Below are 17,068 nucleotides of genomic sequence, written 5' to 3'. Positions count from 1 at the left end.
GATGCTACATATTGCCGATAAAATCTTTGATTCACATCTGTTTACCGGAACCGGAAAGTTCGCCTCTCCACAGCTGATGGTAGAGGCCATCCGTGAAAGTGGCAGCCAGCTGGTGACGCTGGCGATGAAACGCGTGGATCTGCGCCAGCACAACGATGCCATTCTTGCGCCTTTGCTGGAGGCAGGCGTTACGCTCTTGCCCAACACCTCCGGTGCAAAAACGGCGGAAGAAGCAATTTTCGCCGCACAGCTGGCACGTGAAGCGCTCGGTACCCACTGGCTGAAGCTGGAAATTCATCCGGATGCCCGCTGGCTGCTGCCGGACCCGATTGAAACGCTGAAAGCAGCAGAAAAGCTTGTGCAGCAAGGGTTTACCGTCCTGCCTTACTGCGGGGCGGACCCTGTGCTGTGTAAGCGTCTGGAAGAGGTCGGCTGTGCCGCCGTGATGCCGCTGGGTGCGCCAATTGGCTCTAATCAGGGTCTCGAAACTCGCGCGATGCTGGAGATCATCATTGAACAAGCCACCGTGCCGGTGGTGGTCGATGCGGGGATTGGCGTACCAAGCCATGCCGCGCAGGCGCTGGAGATGGGGGCCGACGCGGTACTGGTCAATACGGCGATTGCGGTGGCTGACGATCCGGTCATGATGGCGCGCGCGTTCCGCATGGCCGTAGAGGCCGGCTTGCTGGCAAGAGGATCCGGCCCTGGCTCGCGCAGTTTTCAGGCGCAGGCCACCAGCCCGCTGACCGGTTTTCTGGAGGCTCTCTCATGAGCACGTTTACCGAACGCTGGCGTCAGCTCAACTGGGACGATATCGCCCTGCGTATCAACAGCAAAACGGCGGCTGACGTGGAGCGTGCCCTGAATGCCCGTCATCTGACCCGTGAGGACCTGATGGCCCTGCTCTCTCCGGCGGCCAGCGCGTACCTTGAACCGATGGCGCAGCGCGCTCAGCGCCTTACCCGCCAGCGTTTTGGCAACACGGTAAGCTTCTACGTTCCACTTTATCTCTCGAACCTGTGCGCCAATGACTGCACCTATTGCGGTTTCTCCATGAGCAACCGCATCAAGCGGAAAACCCTTGATGAAGATGAGATCGCACGTGAGTGCGCCGCCATTCGTGAAATGGGGTTCGAACATCTTCTGCTGGTCACGGGCGAGCATCAGGGAAAAGTGGGAATGGACTATTTCCGTCAGCACCTTCCGACGATACGTCGCGAGTTTGCGTCGTTGCAGATGGAGGTACAGCCCCTGTCGCAGGACGAGTACGCGGAGTTAAAATCGCTCGGGCTGGATGGGGTCATGGTTTATCAGGAAACCTACCACGAGGCAACGTACGCCCGGCACCACCTGAAGGGCAAGAAACAGGATTTCTTCTTCCGGCTGGAGACACCGGACAGGCTGGGCCGCGCCGGGATCGATAAAATCGGTCTCGGGGCGCTGATTGGGCTCTCCGACAGCTGGCGGGTCGATTGCTACATGGTGGCAGAGCATTTGCTGTGGCTCCAGCAGCACTACTGGCAGAGCCGGTATTCTATCTCTTTCCCCCGCCTGCGACCCTGCGCAGGCGGAATAGAACCGGCATCGCTGATGGATGAGCGCCAGCTGGTGCAAACTATCTGCGCGTTTCGCCTGCTCGCTCCGGAGGTTGAATTATCGCTTTCAACGCGTGAGTCCCCGGCGTTTCGCGATCGCGTGATCCCGCTGGCAATTAACAACGTTAGCGCGTTTTCCAAAACACAGCCGGGCGGTTACGCCGACGATCACCCGGAGCTGGAACAGTTTGCACCGCATGACGGGCGACGTCCGGAGGCAGTCGCCGCCGCCCTGACGGCACAGGGCCTGCAGCCGGTCTGGAAAGACTGGGACAGCTGGCTGGGAAGAGCCTCGCAATAACGTTGAAACACGCTGCAATACGGTAAAAAAGTTTCGAGACGCTACGGAAAGCTAAAACCGGACGATTGTCAGCGATTGTCCGGTTTTTTATTGTCATCCGGTCAGCAAGGGATGCTGGCCAGGGCGAAAAGCTTCTTCCTCGTTTCGCCCTGCCTCCGATTTCTTGCATAAATGGGGCGGCAAAAACATGGATAAGGAATTTCTTAGTGATTCTTAAGATAAATCATCTTGCCGAAAATCGTGTTCCGTATAATTCACCGCGAACCGCAGGACAGCGACTATGCTGAGAGGATATCGGCAGACAAAAAGTATTCACCATCAGGATCGATGTACAACTCATGGCACTTCACAGCAAAAAGCTCTCTTTTACCCGGCCAATCATGCTCAGCTTCGCGGGGATCCTGTGCAGTTTTGCGCTGATCGCGGTCGTGGTCTCTCTTTCGCAAAGAAAGGATTTCCTTGAGGATTATCACAAGATTAACAGTAACTTCACGCATAACCTGGCGGTTAACTATACCGAATCAATCCTGCGTGAAAACGACTATATCCTTGGTCGCTCTGCGATGTACTTTGCCCGCAGCGAGATACTGAATGAGACGCTCAACGTCAACCCGACGCAAGGGCTGCAGATGTTGATGCATTTGCAAAACCTGATGCCGACCGTGTCATCCATCTCGCTGGCCGATACAGAGGGACATTATTTACACGCACCAGAAGCGCCTCCCACGGAAAAGAGTAAAAACGTCGATCCGCGGACGCGCCCGTGGTTTGTCGCGCACGCAGAAGCCAGTATTTTCAGCCATTATACCCACCATTATACGGACTACTTTACCGGGCATCCGACAGTTACGCTTTATAAGCCATTGATTTCAACAGAAGGCAGACTCAAGGGAACCCTCGCTTTTCATCTTGATTTGACGTCGATGGGGTATACCCTTCGACAAATGGTGGCCCCCGTACAAGGGGAATTCTTCGTCGTCGAACGCGACGGGACCGTCGTGCTGCACCCAGATACAGGCGCCCTGTTCAAAAAGTACGTGAGCGAAGCGCTGATGGACAAAATGACCAGCGGCGAAGGCCATCTTTACGACCGGAAAACCAATGCCTGGTATTACTACTACTCTTTCACGAACCCGGACTGGTTTGTTATCTATCGGGTATCTGGCGCAACGCTTACCGATATCACCCGCCACGAAACCACTATCGTTGGCTGGGGCTTTGCGCTGGCAGCCATCATCATCATTCTCTTCGGTCTTTATCTGCGTCATGCCTCGCGTACCGTATTAATGACCATTATCAATGCGATCAAAACGGGCGATGTCAGCCAGGCACCGCGTCTGGAAGCGATGCTGAGCCACACGATTCAGTCCAATAAAGAGCGGGAGATGGCGTATGTTCGCCAGGCGACTCACGATGCGTTGACCGGCTGCAAAAACCGCCGCGCGTTTGACAATGATGTGGATGAACTGCTGACCGCCCACCAGCCTTTCGCACTGGCGCTGATTGATATCGATAACTTCAAATCAATCAACGACACATGGGGACATCTGAGTGGTGACATTGTCCTGCGTAATGTGGCGCGCGAAGGGATCCAGATAATGCAGCCACACAACATCTCGGTCTATCGCTACGGTGGAGAAGAGTTCGCGGTGATCTTCCAGGCCGAGCAGATCGCTGCCGCATTCTCATTGCTTGACGCCTGGCGCACCGCCGTTGAAAGGCGCGTCTGGCGGGAAGAAAACCTGCACGTTACGTTCAGTGCGGGTCTGGGGGAATGGCACTTCGAACCGCTGGAACAACTGGTGGGAAGTGTCGATAACGCGCTTTATAGCGCTAAACAGCAGGGAAAAAACCGCATTGTTCGAACAACCGTCGGCTAATTTTCTCTCCTCCCGTCAGAATTGTAACCGGTTTCAGGAAAATGCCGTTTTCTTTGTGATGCCTGACACACAATCGCGGTAAAGCGGTTGTTGAAGCGGTCTGCACGGGATAATTATCAATAAACACATGTAGATCGAGGCTAATTATGAAGAACATCGTTTTATGCTGTGCAGCGGGAATGTCAACCAGCATGCTGGTTCAACGTATGAAAGATGCCGCGCAGAAAAAAGGGGTTGAAGTCACCATTAAAGCCGTTCCGGTTGCGGAGTTTAAAGACAACATCGCGACGGCCGACATCGTATTGCTGGGGCCACAGGTTAAATACGAGCAGGCAAAACTGCAGGCACAGGCTGACCCACTGGGCAAAAAAGTCGCGGTGATCGACATGATGGACTACGGCATGATGAAAGGCGATGCCGTACTGGAAAAAGCCCTCAAACTGCTGGAGTGACCTCATGGAAGATTTAGAGACAACGATCATGGAACTGCTGGTCAACGCCGGGGCGGCGCGAAGTGCCGCGCTTACGGCATTACAAATGGCCCGCAAAGGTGAGTTCGACGAAGCCGAAAAAGCAATGGAAGAGTCTCGCGAATATGTGAAGCATGCGCATACGATCCAGACACAGCTTATCGGTCTTGACGAAGGAACCGGCAAGCTCCCGGTCAACCTGATAACCGTTCACTCTCAGGACCACCTGATGAACGCCATGGTGATTCAGGATCTGGCAGGCGACATGATTGAGCTTTATCGACGGATCCCGTTAGTGAATTGAAAAAATGCAGATGTAAAAAAACCCGCCGAGGCGGGTTTTTTATTTACGGCATCAACGATTACTCGTTGTCGGAACCGCCCAGACCTGCGTTCAGCAGTTCTGCCAGGCTCGCGGATGCATCTTCAGCAGTCACCTGCGGTGCAGCTGGCAGTTCGCCCGCAGCACGACGACGCATACGATCCTGATGGTATGCATAACCGGTACCCGCTGGGATCAGACGACCCACGATAACGTTCTCTTTCAGACCGCGCAGTTCATCACGTTTACCTGCAACAGCCGCTTCGGTCAGGACACGAGTCGTTTCCTGGAACGATGCTGCAGAGATGAAGGACTCGGTTGCCAGAGACGCTTTGGTGATACCCAGCAGATCGCGCGCGTAAGTCGCACCGATTTTGCCATTCGCTTCCAGGTCGCGGTTAGCGATCTTGACGCGTGAGTATTCAACCTGCTCGCCTTCGAGGAACTCAGAGCTGCCTGCGTTTTCGATGGTTGCTTTACGCAGCATCTGACGAACGATAACTTCGATGTGTTTATCGTTAATCTTAACGCCCTGCAGGCGGTATACGTCCTGTACTTCGTTAACAATGTAACGGGTAACAGCATGTACACCACGCAGACGCAGGATGTCGTGCGGCGCTTCTGGACCGTCGGAAACAACGTCACCACGTTCTACACGTTCACCTTCGAACACGTTGAGCTGACGCCACTTAGGAATCATCTCTTCGTACGGCTCGCTGCCATCTACTGGAGTGATAACCAGACGGCGCTTACCTTTGGTCTCTTTACCGAAGGAAATGATACCGCTGATCTCAGCCAGGATTGCCGGCTCTTTCGGACGACGTGCTTCGAACAGGTCCGCAACGCGTGGCAGACCACCGGTGATGTCCTTGGTACCGCCGGATTCCTGAGGAATACGCGCCAGGGTGTCACCAGAGCTGATCTGTACGCCATCTTCCAGCTGTACAATCGCTTTACCCGGCAGGAAGTACTGCGCAGGCATATCGGTACCCGGGATCAGAACGTCATTACCCTGAGCATCAACGATTTTCAGTGCAGGACGCAGATCTTTACCACCGGTAGTACGTTCAGCAGAATCCAGAACCACCAGAGAAGACAGACCGGTCAGCTCGTCGGTCTGACGAGTAATAGTCTGGCCGTCGATCATGTCAGTAAAGCGGATGAAACCACTTACTTCGGTGATAACCGGCATGGTGTGTGGATCCCAGTTTGCAACGGTTTCACCGCCGGCAACCTGCTCGCCATCACCTTTCGCCATAACCGCACCGTAAGGTACTTTATAGCTCTCTTTGGTACGACCGAATTCGTCGATCAGCTTCAGCTCGGTGTTACGAGAGGTCACAACCAGCTTGCCTGCGGAGTTAACAACCGACTTCGCATTGCTGAGCTTGATGCTACCTTTGTTTTTCACCTGAATGCTGGATTCAGCAGCCGCACGAGATGCCGCACCACCGATGTGGAACGTACGCATCGTCAGCTGTGTACCTGGCTCACCGATGGACTGTGCCGCGATAACGCCGATAGCTTCACCTTTGTTGATGATGTGGCCACGCGCCAGGTCACGACCATAGCAGTGCGCACAAACACCAAAGTCGGTGTCACAGGATACAACGGAACGCACTTTCACGGAGTCAACAGAGTTCGCTTCCAGCAGGTCACACCACTGTTCGTGCAGCAGCGTGTTGCGTGGAACCAGAATGTCTGCGGTACCCGGCTTCAGAATGTCTTCCGCGGTTACACGACCCAGTACGCGATCGCGCAGTGGCTCTTTAACATCACCACCCTCGATAACCGGGGTCATGGTGATACCTTCGAGGGTGCCACAATCGTCTTCAGTTACGACCAGATCCTGTGCAACGTCAACCAGACGACGCGTCAGATAACCGGAGTTCGCTGTTTTCAGTGCGGTATCCGCCAGACCTTTACGCGCACCGTGCGTGGAGATGAAGTACTGGAGTACGTTCAGACCTTCACGGAAGTTCGCGGTGATTGGCGTTTCGATGATGGAGCCATCTGGCTTCGCCATCAGACCACGCATACCTGCCAGCTGACGAATCTGTGCTGCAGAACCACGCGCACCGGAGTCGGCCATCATGTAAATGCTGTTGAAGGAAACCTGCTGCTCTTCTACGCCGTCACGGTTAATCACGGTTTCGGTCTGCAGGTTATCCATCATCGCCTTGGATACACGATCGTTCGCCGCAGCCCAGATATCGATAACTTTGTTATAGCGTTCGCCCGCGGTTACCAGACCAGACTGGAACTGCTCCTGGATCTCAGCAACTTCAGCTTCCGCTTCAGAGATGATCTCGTGTTTCTTCTCTGGGATGACCATGTCATCGATACCAACAGATGCACCTGAACGCGCTGCATAAGCAAAGCCGGTGTACATTGTCTGGTCAGCGAAGATAACGGTCGGCTTCAGACCCAGAATGCGGTAACAGGTGTTCAGCATTTTGGAGATCGCTTTCTTACCCAGCGCCTGGTTGACGATGGAGAAAGGCAGACCTTTCGGTACGATCATCCACAGAATGGCACGGCCAACGGTCGTGTCTTTCAGGCTGGTGTGCGCAACGAATTCGCCGTTTGCATCTTTTTCGTATTCAGTGATACGCACTTTAACGCGCGCATGCAGAGAGGCCAGGCCAGCGCGATAAATACGCTCAGCTTCTTTAGGGCCAGTCAGCACCATGCCTTCGCCTTTGGCGTTAACACAGTCACGGGTCATGTAGTACAGACCCAGTACAACGTCCTGAGAAGGAACAATGATTGGCTCACCGTTCGCTGGGGACAGGATGTTGTTGGTAGACATCATCAGCGCACGCGCTTCCAGCTGGGCTTCCAGCGTCAGCGGTACGTGAACAGCCATCTGGTCACCATCGAAGTCGGCGTTATACGCCGCACAAACCAGCGGGTGCAGCTGGATAGCTTTACCTTCGATCAGTACTGGCTCAAATGCCTGGATACCCAGACGGTGCAGGGTTGGTGCACGGTTCAGCAGTACCGGGTGTTCGCGGATCACTTCGTCCAGGATATCCCAAACGACAGCTTCTTCACGCTCAACCATTTTCTTCGCGGCTTTGATGGTGGTGGCCAGGCCACGCAGTTCCAGTTTGCCGTAGATGAATGGTTTGAACAGCTCCAGTGCCATTTTCTTCGGCAGACCGCACTGATGCAGACGCAGGTATGGACCTACGGTGATAACAGAACGACCGGAGTAGTCAACACGCTTACCGAGCAGGTTCTGACGGAAACGACCCTGTTTACCTTTGATCATATCGGCCAAAGATTTCAGAGGACGCTTGTTAGAACCGGTGATCGCACGACCGCGACGACCGTTATCCAGCAGGGCATCTACCGCTTCCTGCAGCATACGTTTTTCGTTGCGTACGATGATGTCCGGCGCAGCCAGATCCAGCAGACGTTTCAGACGGTTGTTACGGTTAATGACGCGACGATACAGATCGTTCAGGTCAGACGTCGCGAAACGACCACCATCCAGTGGAACCAGCGGACGCAGATCTGGCGGCAGAACCGGCAGAACGGTCAGGATCATCCACTCTGGTTTGTTACCAGACTGAACGAACGCTTCCAGCAGTTTGATACGCTTGGTCAGCTTTTTACGCTTGGTTTCGGAGTTGGTTTCGTTCAGCTCTTCACGCAGCTGCTCGCACTCTTGCTCCAGATCCATGCTCTTCAGCAGGGCCTGGATAGCTTCCGCACCCATTTTCGCGTCGAATTCGTCACCGAACTCTTCCAGCGCGTCCAGATACTGCTCTTCAGTCAGGATCTGGTGACGTTCCAGGTTCGTCATACCGCCTTCGATAACCACATAAGATTCGAAGTACAGTACGCGTTCGATATCACGCAGCGGCATATCCAGCAGCAGACCGATACGGGACGGCAGAGATTTCAGGAACCAGATGTGCGCAGTCGGAGACGCCAGCTCGATGTGGCCCATGCGCTCACGACGCACTTTGGTCTGGGTCACTTCAACGCCACACTTCTCACAGATCACACCACGGTGTTTCAGGCGCTTGTACTTACCGCACAGGCACTCGTAGTCTTTTACTGGCCCGAAAATACGCGCACAGAAAAGGCCGTCACGCTCAGGCTTGAACGTACGGTAGTTGATGGTTTCCGGCTTTTTAACTTCACCGAAAGACCATGAACGGATCATGTCTGGCGAAGCCAGAGCAATTTTGATCGCATCAAACTCTTCGGTTTTAGTCTGCGCTTTCAGAAACTTTAATAAATCTTTCACGGATTTGCTCCCGTCGGAGTTAGCACAATCCGGTGCCGGGGGTTAACCCGGCACCAGTGACCTGTTTGAGCGAGAATTACTCGTCTTCCAGTTCGATGTTGATACCCAGCGAACGAATCTCTTTCAACAGTACGTTGAAGGACTCTGGCATGCCCGGTTCCATCTGATGGTTGCCGTCCACGATGTTTTTATACATCTTGGTACGACCGTTCACGTCATCAGACTTAACGGTGAGCATTTCCTGCAGGGTGTATGCCGCGCCGTATGCTTCCAGCGCCCACACTTCCATCTCCCCGAAGCGCTGACCACCGAACTGTGCCTTACCACCCAGCGGCTGCTGAGTAACCAGGCTGTAAGAACCGGTAGAACGAGCGTGCATTTTGTCGTCGACCAGGTGGTTCAGTTTCAGCATGTACATGTAACCTACGGTTACCGGACGCTCAAACTGTTCACCGGTACGGCCGTCAAACAGCGTAATCTGACCAGACGTTGGCAGACCACCCAGTTGCAGCAGCTCTTTAATTTCAGCTTCTTTTGCACCGTCGAAGACCGGCGTTGCAATTGGCATACCTTTGCGCAGGTTCTCTGCCAGACGCAGCACTTCTTCATCGCTGAAGGTGTTCAGGTCGACTTTCTGACGAACGTCGGTACCCAGATCGTAGGCACGCTGGATGAATTCGCGCAGTTTCGCGACTTCCTGCTGCTGTTTCAGCATGGCGTTGATCTTGTCGCCGATACCTTTCGCAGCCATACCCAGGTGGGTTTCCAGAATCTGACCGATGTTCATACGAGACGGTACGCCCAGTGGGTTCAGTACGATATCTACCGGCGTACCGTTAGCATCGTGCGGCATATCTTCGATCGGGTTGATCTTAGAGATAACACCCTTGTTACCGTGACGACCTGCCATCTTATCACCAGGCTGGATCTGACGTTTAACAGCCAGATACACCTTAACAATCTTCAGCACGCCTGGTGCCAGATCGTCGCCCTGAGTGATTTTGCGGCGTTTCGCTTCGAGTTTTTTCTCGAACTCGTGTTTCAGTTCGTCATACTGCTCAGCCAGCTGTTCCAGCTGATTCTGTTTCTCTTCGTCGGTCAGGCCCAGTTCCAGCCAGCGATCGCGTGGCAGTTTGTCGAGCTTCTCAGCTTCAACGCCACCGGCAACCAGCACCGCATAAATACGGCTGAACAGACCTGCTTCAAGGATCTGCAGTTCTTCAGACAGGTCTTTCTTGGCCTGCTTGAGCTGCATCTCTTCGATTTCCAGCGCACGCTTATCTTTCTCAACGCCATCACGGGTGAAGACCTGAACGTCGATAACCGTACCGGAAACACCGTTTGGTACGCGCAGAGAAGAGTCTTTAACGTCAGACGCTTTCTCACCGAAGATGGCACGCAGCAGTTTCTCTTCTGGCGTCAGCTGGGTTTCACCTTTCGGTGTCACCTTACCAACCAGAATGTCACCGCCGGTCACTTCCGCACCGATGTAAACAATACCGGATTCATCCAGTTTGGAGAGCGCTGCTTCACCCACGTTAGGGATATCGGCCGTGATCTCTTCTGGCCCCAGCTTGGTGTCACGGGACACACATGCCAGTTCCTGAATGTGGATGGTGGTGAAACGATCTTCCTGAACCACACGCTCGGAGACGAGGATGGAGTCTTCGAAGTTGTAACCGTTCCACGGCATGAACGCTACGCGCATGTTCTGACCGAGCGCCAGTTCACCGAGGTCGGTGGACGGACCGTCTGCCAGCACGTCGCCGCGCTCAACTGGCTCACCCAGAGATACACAAGGCATCTGGTTGATACAGGTGTTCTGGTTAGAACGGGTGTATTTGGTCAGGTTGTAGATGTCGATACCCGCTTCGCCCGGATACATCTCGTCTTCGTTAACTTTGATAACGATACGGGATGCGTCAACGTACTGAACGGTACCGCCACGCTTAGCAACTGCAGTAACACCGGAGTCAACGGCAACAGCACGTTCCATACCGGTACCAACCAGCGGCTTATCAGCACGCAGAGTTGGAACGGCCTGACGTTGCATGTTCGCACCCATCAATGCACGGTTGGCGTCATCGTGTTCCAGGAACGGGATCAGGGACGCACCGACGGATACCACCTGCTGGGTGGATACGTCCATGTAGTCAACCTGGTCGCGGCTGAACAAGCTGGATTCGCCTTTGCTACGGCAGGTAACCAGATCTTCTACAAAGTGGCCTTCGTCATCCAGGTTGGAGTTCGCCTGAGCGATAACGTAGTTGCCTTCTTCGATAGCAGACAGGTAATGAATTTCGTCGGTTACAACACCGTCGGTCACTTTACGATACGGCGTTTCGAGGAAACCGTATTCGTTTGTCTGTGCGTACACGGACAGGGAGTTGATCAGACCGATGTTTGGACCTTCAGGCGTTTCGATTGGACATACGCGACCATAGTGCGTCGGGTGTACGTCTCGAACTTCGAAGCCTGCACGTTCACGGGTCAGACCGCCTGGGCCGAGTGCAGAGATACGACGTTTGTGCGTAATCTCAGACAGCGGGTTGTTCTGGTCCATGAACTGAGACAGCTGGCTGGAACCGAAGAACTCTTTCACTGCCGCAGAAATCGGCTTGGCGTTGATCATATCCTGAGGCATCAGGGTATCCAGATCGCCCAGAGACAGACGCTCTTTAACCGCACGCTCAACACGTACCAGGCCAACGCGGAACTGGTTTTCCGCCATTTCGCCTACGGAACGGATACGACGGTTGCCGAGGTGGTCGATATCGTCCACTTCGCCTTTACCGTTACGGATATCGATGAGCTTCTTCATCACTTCGATGATGTCGTCTTTGCTCAGGATACCGGAACCTTCGATCTCATCACGCAGCAGAGAACGGTTGAACTTCATACGACCTACCGCGGACAAATCGTAGCGGTCTTCGGAGAAGAACAGGTTCTCGAACAGGCTTTCAGCCGCTTCGCGAGTTGGTGGCTCACCAGGACGCATCATGCGGTAGATTTCAACCAGCGCGCTCAGACGATCGGTCGTTGGGTCGACGCGGATAGTCTCAGAGATATAAGGACCGTGGTCCAGGTCGTTGGTGAACAGCGTTTCGATACGTTTGTGGCCAGACTGGCTCAGCTTAGCCAGCAGATCCAGGCTCAGCTCCATGTTAGCCGGGCAGATCAGCTCGCCAGTTGATTCATCAACGTAATCTTTCGCGGCTACTTTTCCTGCAATGTACTCAACCGGAACTTCGATGTGTTTGATATCATCTTTTTCCAGCTGGCGGATGTGGCGCGCGGTGATACGGCGACCTTTTTCCACATACACTTTGCCGTCGGCTTCGATGTCGAACGACGCGGTCTCACCACGCAGACGTTCCGGCACCAGCTCCATCTGCAGCTTGTTGTCGCGGATTTCAAAGATCACTTTCTCAAAGAACAGGTCCAGGATCTGCTCAGTGGTATATTGCAGCGCACGCAGAATGATGGTTGCAGGCAGCTTACGACGACGGTCGATACGGACAAACAGGTTGTCTTTTGGATCGAACTCGAAGTCCAGCCATGAACCACGGTAAGGGATGATGCGTGCGTTATACAGTACTTTACCGGAAGAGTGTGTTTTACCTTTATCGCTGTCGAAGAAGACGCCCGGGCTACGATGCAGCTGGGAAACGATAACACGCTCAGTACCGTTGATAACGAAAGTACCGTTGTCTGTCATGAGTGGAATTTCACCCATGTAGACTTCTTGTTCTTTAATGTCTTTTACGGTGCCTTCCGGCGCTTCGCGCTCGTAGATCACCAGACGCAGTTTTACGCGCAGCGGTGCGGAATAGGTCACGCCACGGATCTGACATTCCTGAACGTCAAACACCGGTTCGCCAAGGCGGTAGCTGACGTACTGCAGCTCGGAGTTACCGCTGTAGCTCTGAATCGGGAACACGGAACGGAAGGCGGCTTCCAGACCGTACTGCCCTTCAGGATCTTGCTCGATAAACTTCTGGAACGAGTCAAGCTGGATAGAAAGGAGATATGGAATGTCCAGAACTTGTGGACGTTTACCAAAATCCTTACGAATACGTTTTTTCTCGGTATAGGAGTAAACCATAGGGTTCCTCAGCTCGCTGACAAGTCGACCCATCTGTCCGACGAAGGGACAGTTTGTGCAACACCATTTTGTGGACCGGAAAATTGAATACTTTCCGCAATACCTGTTGCTATCACGCTTAAATCATTTCGTCGCGATTTACACAGAGCGAGCACCCTGTCGCAATATATTAAGTCGTCGATAGAAACATGCATTGTCAGGACAATCAGCAGTCAAACAGTGTGAAATGCTACTGATGCCTTACAGCGCAAAAAGGCTGGTGACTAAAAAGTCACCAGCCATCAGCCTAATTGCTTAGGCTGCAACCAGAAGGGTTGGCTTATTTAACTTCAACTTCAGCGCCAGCTTCTTCCAGAGATTTTTTCAGTGCTTCTGCGTCGTCTTTGCTCACGCCTTCTTTCAGCGCAGCTGGAGCAGATTCTACCAGGTCTTTAGCTTCTTTCAGACCCAGGCCAGTTGCGCCACGTACTGCTTTGATAACAGCAACTTTGTTAGCGCCTGCAGCTTTCAGAATTACGTCGAATTCAGTTTTTTCTTCAGCAGCGTCAGCAGCTGGGCCAGCAGCAACAGCTACAGCGGCAGCAGCAGAAACACCGAATTTTTCTTCCATTGCAGAAATCAGTTCTACAACGTCCATTACGGACATAGCGGCAACTGCTTCAATGATTTGATCTTTAGTGATAGACATTTAAATTGTTCCTGAAAATCAGAATAAGTTTATACGTAAGCAAATGCTTTATAAAGATAACTGCGATTAAGCAGCTTCTTTTGCATCGCGAACAGCAGCCAGAGTGCGAACCAGTTTGCCAGCCGAAGCTTCTTTCATGGTTGCCATCAGGCGTGCAATTGCTTCTTCGTAGGTCGGCAGGGTTGCCAGGCGATCGATTTGCGATGCCGGGATCAACTCACCTTCAAAGGCTGCAGCTTTGACCTCAAATTTTGCATTCGCTTTCGCGAACTCTTTGAACAGACGAGCAGCAGCGCCCGGGTGTTCCATAGAGTATGCAATCAGGGTCGGACCAACAAACGTGTCTTTCAGGCACTCGAAAGGAGTACCTTCAACTACGCGACGCAGCAGGGTGTTACGAACAACACGCATGTATACGCCAGCTTCACGACCTGCTTTACGCAGTTCAGTCATTTTGTCTACAGTAACGCCACGGGAATCCGCAACTACTGCAGACAGCGCGCCTTTGGCTACTTCGCTGACTTCAGCAACAATCGCTTGTTTGTCTTGAAGATTTAAAGCCATTAGCTTTGCTCCTGGATGTTTGCCGGAACTCATGTTCCGGAACTCACTTCACTCTCCCAAACGGAAAGAGCGTCTTAATACGGTGAGCAGAAACAAGCCAGAATATCCAAAAATAATCTTAGCGTTCTGTCACCGTCTACGCAGGGGATTAAGTCTCTTGCGAAACACCTGCGGTCTTCGACGGAGGCCTGGATTAGGCCAGGCTCCAACGAACAATTCTTTTAGCCGCTAACTTTTGTTAGCAAACGTGGGGGTAAGATTGTAGACAAAATCACCGCCCACGTAAAGGCATTAGTTTGCAGCAGCGCTCAGGCCAGCCTGGTCAACTGCAACACCTGCACCCATGGTGGTGGAGATGCTAACTTTCTTGATGTACACGCCTTTCGCCTGAGTTGGTTTTGCTTTTTTCAGCGCAACCAGCAGAGCTTCCAGGTTTTCTTTCAGTTTGTCAGCGTCAAAGTCCACTTTACCGATGGTGGTGTGGATGATGCCGTTTTTGTCGTTACGATAACGAACCTGACCTGCTTTAGCGTTCTTAACCGCTTCAGCAACGTTAGGCGTTACAGTACCCACTTTCGGGTTTGGCATCAGGCCACGTGGACCCAGAACCTGGCCCAGCTGGCCAACAACGCGCATTGCATCTGGAGATGCGATAACAACGTCGAAGTTCATTTCGCCTTTCTTGATCTGGTCAGCCAGATCTTCCATACCTACCAGTTCAGCGCCAGCAGCTTTAGCAGCTTCTGCGTTTGCACCCTGAGTAAATACAGCTACGCGAACGGAACGGCCAGTACCGTGTGGCAGTACAGTTGCACCACGAACGTTCTGATCAGATTTACGAGCATCGATGCCCAGGTTAACAGCAACGTCAACGCTTTCAACGAACTTAGCAGTAGCCAGTTCTTTCAGCAGAGCGATAGCTTCGTTGATGTCGTACTGTTTGGTCGCATCAACTTTGTCACGGATCACGGACATGCGCTTGGTCAGTTTAGCCATTTCTTAGTCCTCCACTACCAGGCCCATGGAACGTGCAGTACCTTCGATGGAGCGAGTCATCGCTTCAATGTCGGCACCAGTCATGTCGGCAGCTTTGGTCTGCGCGATTTCCTGCAGCTGAGCGCGGGAAATTTTACCCACTTTGTCTTTGTTCGGTTTACCGGAACCAGACTTGATACCCGCCGCTTTCTTCAGCAGAACTGCTGCTGGAGGGGTTTTGGTAACGAAAGTGAAAGAACGGTCAGCGTAAACAGTGATTACAACTGGGATTGGCAGACCTTTTTCCAGGGATTCGGTTTTGGCGTTGAACGCTTTACAGAATTCCATGATGTTCACACCCTGCTGACCCAGAGCTGGACCAACTGGTGGACTTGGGTTCGCCATACCAGCTGCAACCTGCAGCTTGACGTAGGCTTGTACTTTCTTAGCCATTCTAAAATCCTCTGATTGGGTAATAGCGCCTCAGGGAGGCTCCCCGTGAATAAAATTCGTTTTACGGGCCGAGACCCATAAAAACAAAAGGCGCGAAATTGTATTCCAATCTCGCGCCTTGTGCAACGATTAAATCGTCGCTTTTTTGATCGCTGCTTAGGCTTTCTCTACCTGAGCAAAGTCCAGTTCTACCGGGGTCGCACGACCGAAGATAGAGACGGAGACTTTCAGGCGGGACTTCTCGTAGTCCACTTCTTCAACCACACCATTAAAGTCAGCAAACGGACCGTCATTAACACGAACCATTTCACCCGGCTCAAACAGCGTTTTCGGACGCGGCTTATCACCCACCTGCTGCAGGCGGTTCATAATCGCATCAACTTCTTTGTCGCTGATTGGCGCCGGACGGTCAGACGTGCCGCCGATAAAGCCCATCACGCGCGGTACGCTGCGCACCAGGTGCCAGCTCGCGTCGTTCATAACCATCTGAACCAGCACGTAACCCGGGAAGAATTTGCGCTCGCTTTTGCGACGCTGGCCGCCACGGATCTCAACCACTTCTTCGGTCGGAACCATAACTTCGCCAAATAACTCTTCCATGTTGTGTAATTTGATATGCTCACGCAGCGACGTTGCTACGCGGCCTTCAAAACCGGAAAACGCCTGAACGACGTACCAGCGCTTTTTAGGGGCTTCAGACATCTCAGAACCTCAGGCCAGTGATAAAGGATACCAGGCGAACCAGAATACCATCCAGTCCCCACAGGATCAGTGACATTACAGCGGTAACCGCCGCTACAATCAGCGTGGTGTGCAATGTTTCCTGGCGAGTCGGCCAAATCACCTTGCGGACTTCGGTACGCGCTTCGCGTGCAAAAGCGACAGTCGCTTTGCCTTTCGTCGTCAACAGCGCGACACCACCCGCTGCAGCAATCAGAATTACCACTGCAAGCGCGCGTAGCGGCAGCATAATGTCACGATAAAGGTAGTTGCCGACAATCGCTACGATCAGCAGAACGGCTACTACTACCCATTTCATCGCTTCCAGGCCGCGCCCGCTCCCTTGAGCTTCGGTATTCGCACTCATAAACCAACCTGTCAGAAGTATTCTACAAACATTTTCACCCCGCGATTGCGAGGCAAACCAAATCGAAATGCTCATTCGCTTTTCGGATTATACGCTCTCTGCAGAGCCTGTCTCAGCAATGATTATGACAAAAATAATCACTGATGAGCCAGGTTCTGATCTGAAAGCGTGCAAAAAGGGCATCAAATGATGCCCTTTTATTGCGCATTGCGTCAAATGTTATCAGCAATTAGCCGAGAACTTTAGCAACCACGCCCGCGCCAACGGTACGGCCACCTTCACGGATTGCGAAACGCAGACCGTCATCCATCGCGATTGGGTGGATCAGAGTCACAACCATCTTGATGTTGTCGCCTGGCATTAC

13 protein-coding genes and 1 pseudogene are annotated in these 17,068 nt (G+C 53.0%); 5 read left to right on the top strand and 9 right to left on the bottom strand.

Translation table 11 applies throughout. From position 1 onward, the window contains the following. Nucleotide 1 precedes the first annotated feature (1 nt). The 5 genes from thiG (at nt 2) to ACOTYN_RS22885 (ending at nt 4,550) form a co-directional block, all read left to right on the top strand. Nucleotides 2–772 carry a thiazole synthase gene (gene thiG / locus ACOTYN_RS22905; RefSeq protein WP_023331763.1) on the top strand — a complete coding sequence of 257 codons (771 nt, stop codon included), beginning with the start codon at nt 2–4 and terminating at the stop codon, nt 770–772. Next, on the top strand, nt 769–1,896 hold the full coding sequence (gene thiH, locus ACOTYN_RS22900; protein ID WP_332959166.1) for a 2-iminoacetate synthase ThiH: 1,128 nt from the start codon (nt 769–771) through the stop codon (nt 1,894–1,896). Before thiG ends, thiH begins: the two co-directional genes overlap by 4 nt. 338 nt (nt 1,897–2,234) lie before the next feature. After that, complete coding sequence (locus ACOTYN_RS22895) at nt 2,235–3,776, top strand: sensor domain-containing diguanylate cyclase (protein ID WP_045135539.1); 1,542 nt, start codon at nt 2,235–2,237, stop codon at nt 3,774–3,776. 146 nt (nt 3,777–3,922) lie between these two features. Further along, a complete protein-coding gene (locus ACOTYN_RS22890; protein ID WP_014882067.1) occupies nt 3,923–4,228 on the top strand; it encodes a PTS sugar transporter subunit IIB in 306 nt (101 codons plus the stop codon). A gap of 4 nt (nt 4,229–4,232) precedes the next feature. Then, nucleotides 4,233–4,550, top strand: a complete 318-nt coding sequence (locus ACOTYN_RS22885; protein ID WP_008503455.1) for a PTS lactose/cellobiose transporter subunit IIA — start codon at nt 4,233–4,235, stop codon at nt 4,548–4,550. Nucleotides 4,551–4,608: 58 nt separating this feature from the next. Here ACOTYN_RS22885 and rpoC read toward each other — a convergent pair whose 3' ends face one another. The 9 genes and pseudogenes from rpoC to tuf form a co-directional block, all read right to left on the bottom strand. Continuing rightward, nucleotides 4,609–8,832 (bottom strand): DNA-directed RNA polymerase subunit beta', encoded by a 4,224-nt coding sequence (rpoC, locus tag ACOTYN_RS22880; RefSeq protein WP_014882066.1) that lies wholly within the window; start codon nt 8,830–8,832, stop codon nt 4,609–4,611. Between the two features lie 76 nt (nt 8,833–8,908). Next, nucleotides 8,909–12,937 (bottom strand): DNA-directed RNA polymerase subunit beta, encoded by a 4,029-nt coding sequence (rpoB, locus tag ACOTYN_RS22875; protein ID WP_014882065.1) that lies wholly within the window; start codon nt 12,935–12,937, stop codon nt 8,909–8,911. Nucleotides 12,938–13,256: 319 nt separating this feature from the next. After that, nucleotides 13,257–13,625: a 50S ribosomal protein L7/L12 gene (rplL, locus tag ACOTYN_RS22870; RefSeq protein ID WP_014882064.1), complete on the bottom strand. Its 369-nt coding sequence runs from the start codon at nt 13,623–13,625 to the stop codon at nt 13,257–13,259. 66 nt (nt 13,626–13,691) lie between these two features. After that, on the bottom strand, nt 13,692–14,189 hold the full coding sequence (gene rplJ, locus ACOTYN_RS22865) for a 50S ribosomal protein L10 (protein ID WP_004097644.1): 498 nt from the start codon (nt 14,187–14,189) through the stop codon (nt 13,692–13,694). A 291-nt stretch (nt 14,190–14,480) separates the two neighbouring features. After that, a complete protein-coding gene (rplA, locus tag ACOTYN_RS22860) occupies nt 14,481–15,185 on the bottom strand; it encodes a 50S ribosomal protein L1 (protein ID WP_013095000.1) in 705 nt (234 codons plus the stop codon). Between the two features lie 3 nt (nt 15,186–15,188). Next, nucleotides 15,189–15,617: a 50S ribosomal protein L11 gene (gene rplK / locus ACOTYN_RS22855; RefSeq protein WP_008503452.1), complete on the bottom strand. Its 429-nt coding sequence runs from the start codon at nt 15,615–15,617 to the stop codon at nt 15,189–15,191. A 156-nt stretch (nt 15,618–15,773) separates the two neighbouring features. Beyond that, the gene (gene nusG / locus ACOTYN_RS22850; protein WP_003862341.1) at nt 15,774–16,319 is read right to left on the bottom strand and encodes a transcription termination/antitermination protein NusG; all 546 of its coding nucleotides are present in this window, start codon (nt 16,317–16,319) and stop codon (nt 15,774–15,776) included. 1 nt (nt 16,320) lies between these two features. After that, nucleotides 16,321–16,704 (bottom strand): preprotein translocase subunit SecE, encoded by a 384-nt coding sequence (gene secE / locus ACOTYN_RS22845; RefSeq protein WP_013094999.1) that lies wholly within the window; start codon nt 16,702–16,704, stop codon nt 16,321–16,323. Between the two features lie 229 nt (nt 16,705–16,933). Further along, nucleotides 16,934–17,068, bottom strand: a pseudogene (tuf, locus tag ACOTYN_RS22840) (elongation factor Tu); the annotation flags it as partial.

The sequence above is a fragment of the Enterobacter cloacae complex sp. IR5458 genome (assembly GCF_049238025.1).
GTDB lineage: Bacteria > Pseudomonadota > Gammaproteobacteria > Enterobacterales > Enterobacteriaceae > Enterobacter > Enterobacter kobei.
Note: the sequence above shows the minus strand (reverse complement) of the source record. Positions and strands in the feature narration are given on the sequence as shown.

Coding starts and splice junctions, on each gene's coding strand:
- thiG (WP_023331763.1), top strand. CDS start 2: ATGCTACATATTGCCGATAAAATCTTTGATTCACATCTGTTTACCGGA.
- ACOTYN_RS22890 (WP_014882067.1), top strand. CDS start 3,923: ATGAAGAACATCGTTTTATGCTGTGCAGCGGGAATGTCAACCAGCATG.
- thiH (WP_332959166.1), top strand. CDS start 769: ATGAGCACGTTTACCGAACGCTGGCGTCAGCTCAACTGGGACGATATC.
- rplA (WP_013095000.1), bottom strand. CDS start 15,185: ATGGCTAAACTGACCAAGCGCATGTCCGTGATCCGTGACAAAGTTGAT.
- secE (WP_013094999.1), bottom strand. CDS start 16,704: ATGAGTGCGAATACCGAAGCTCAAGGGAGCGGGCGCGGCCTGGAAGCG.
- rplK (WP_008503452.1), bottom strand. CDS start 15,617: ATGGCTAAGAAAGTACAAGCCTACGTCAAGCTGCAGGTTGCAGCTGGT.
- rplJ (WP_004097644.1), bottom strand. CDS start 14,189: ATGGCTTTAAATCTTCAAGACAAACAAGCGATTGTTGCTGAAGTCAGC.
- rplL (WP_014882064.1), bottom strand. CDS start 13,625: ATGTCTATCACTAAAGATCAAATCATTGAAGCAGTTGCCGCTATGTCC.
- rpoB (WP_014882065.1), bottom strand. CDS start 12,937: ATGGTTTACTCCTATACCGAGAAAAAACGTATTCGTAAGGATTTTGGT.
- nusG (WP_003862341.1), bottom strand. CDS start 16,319: ATGTCTGAAGCCCCTAAAAAGCGCTGGTACGTCGTTCAGGCGTTTTCC.
- ACOTYN_RS22885 (WP_008503455.1), top strand. CDS start 4,233: ATGGAAGATTTAGAGACAACGATCATGGAACTGCTGGTCAACGCCGGG.
- ACOTYN_RS22895 (WP_045135539.1), top strand. CDS start 2,235: ATGGCACTTCACAGCAAAAAGCTCTCTTTTACCCGGCCAATCATGCTC.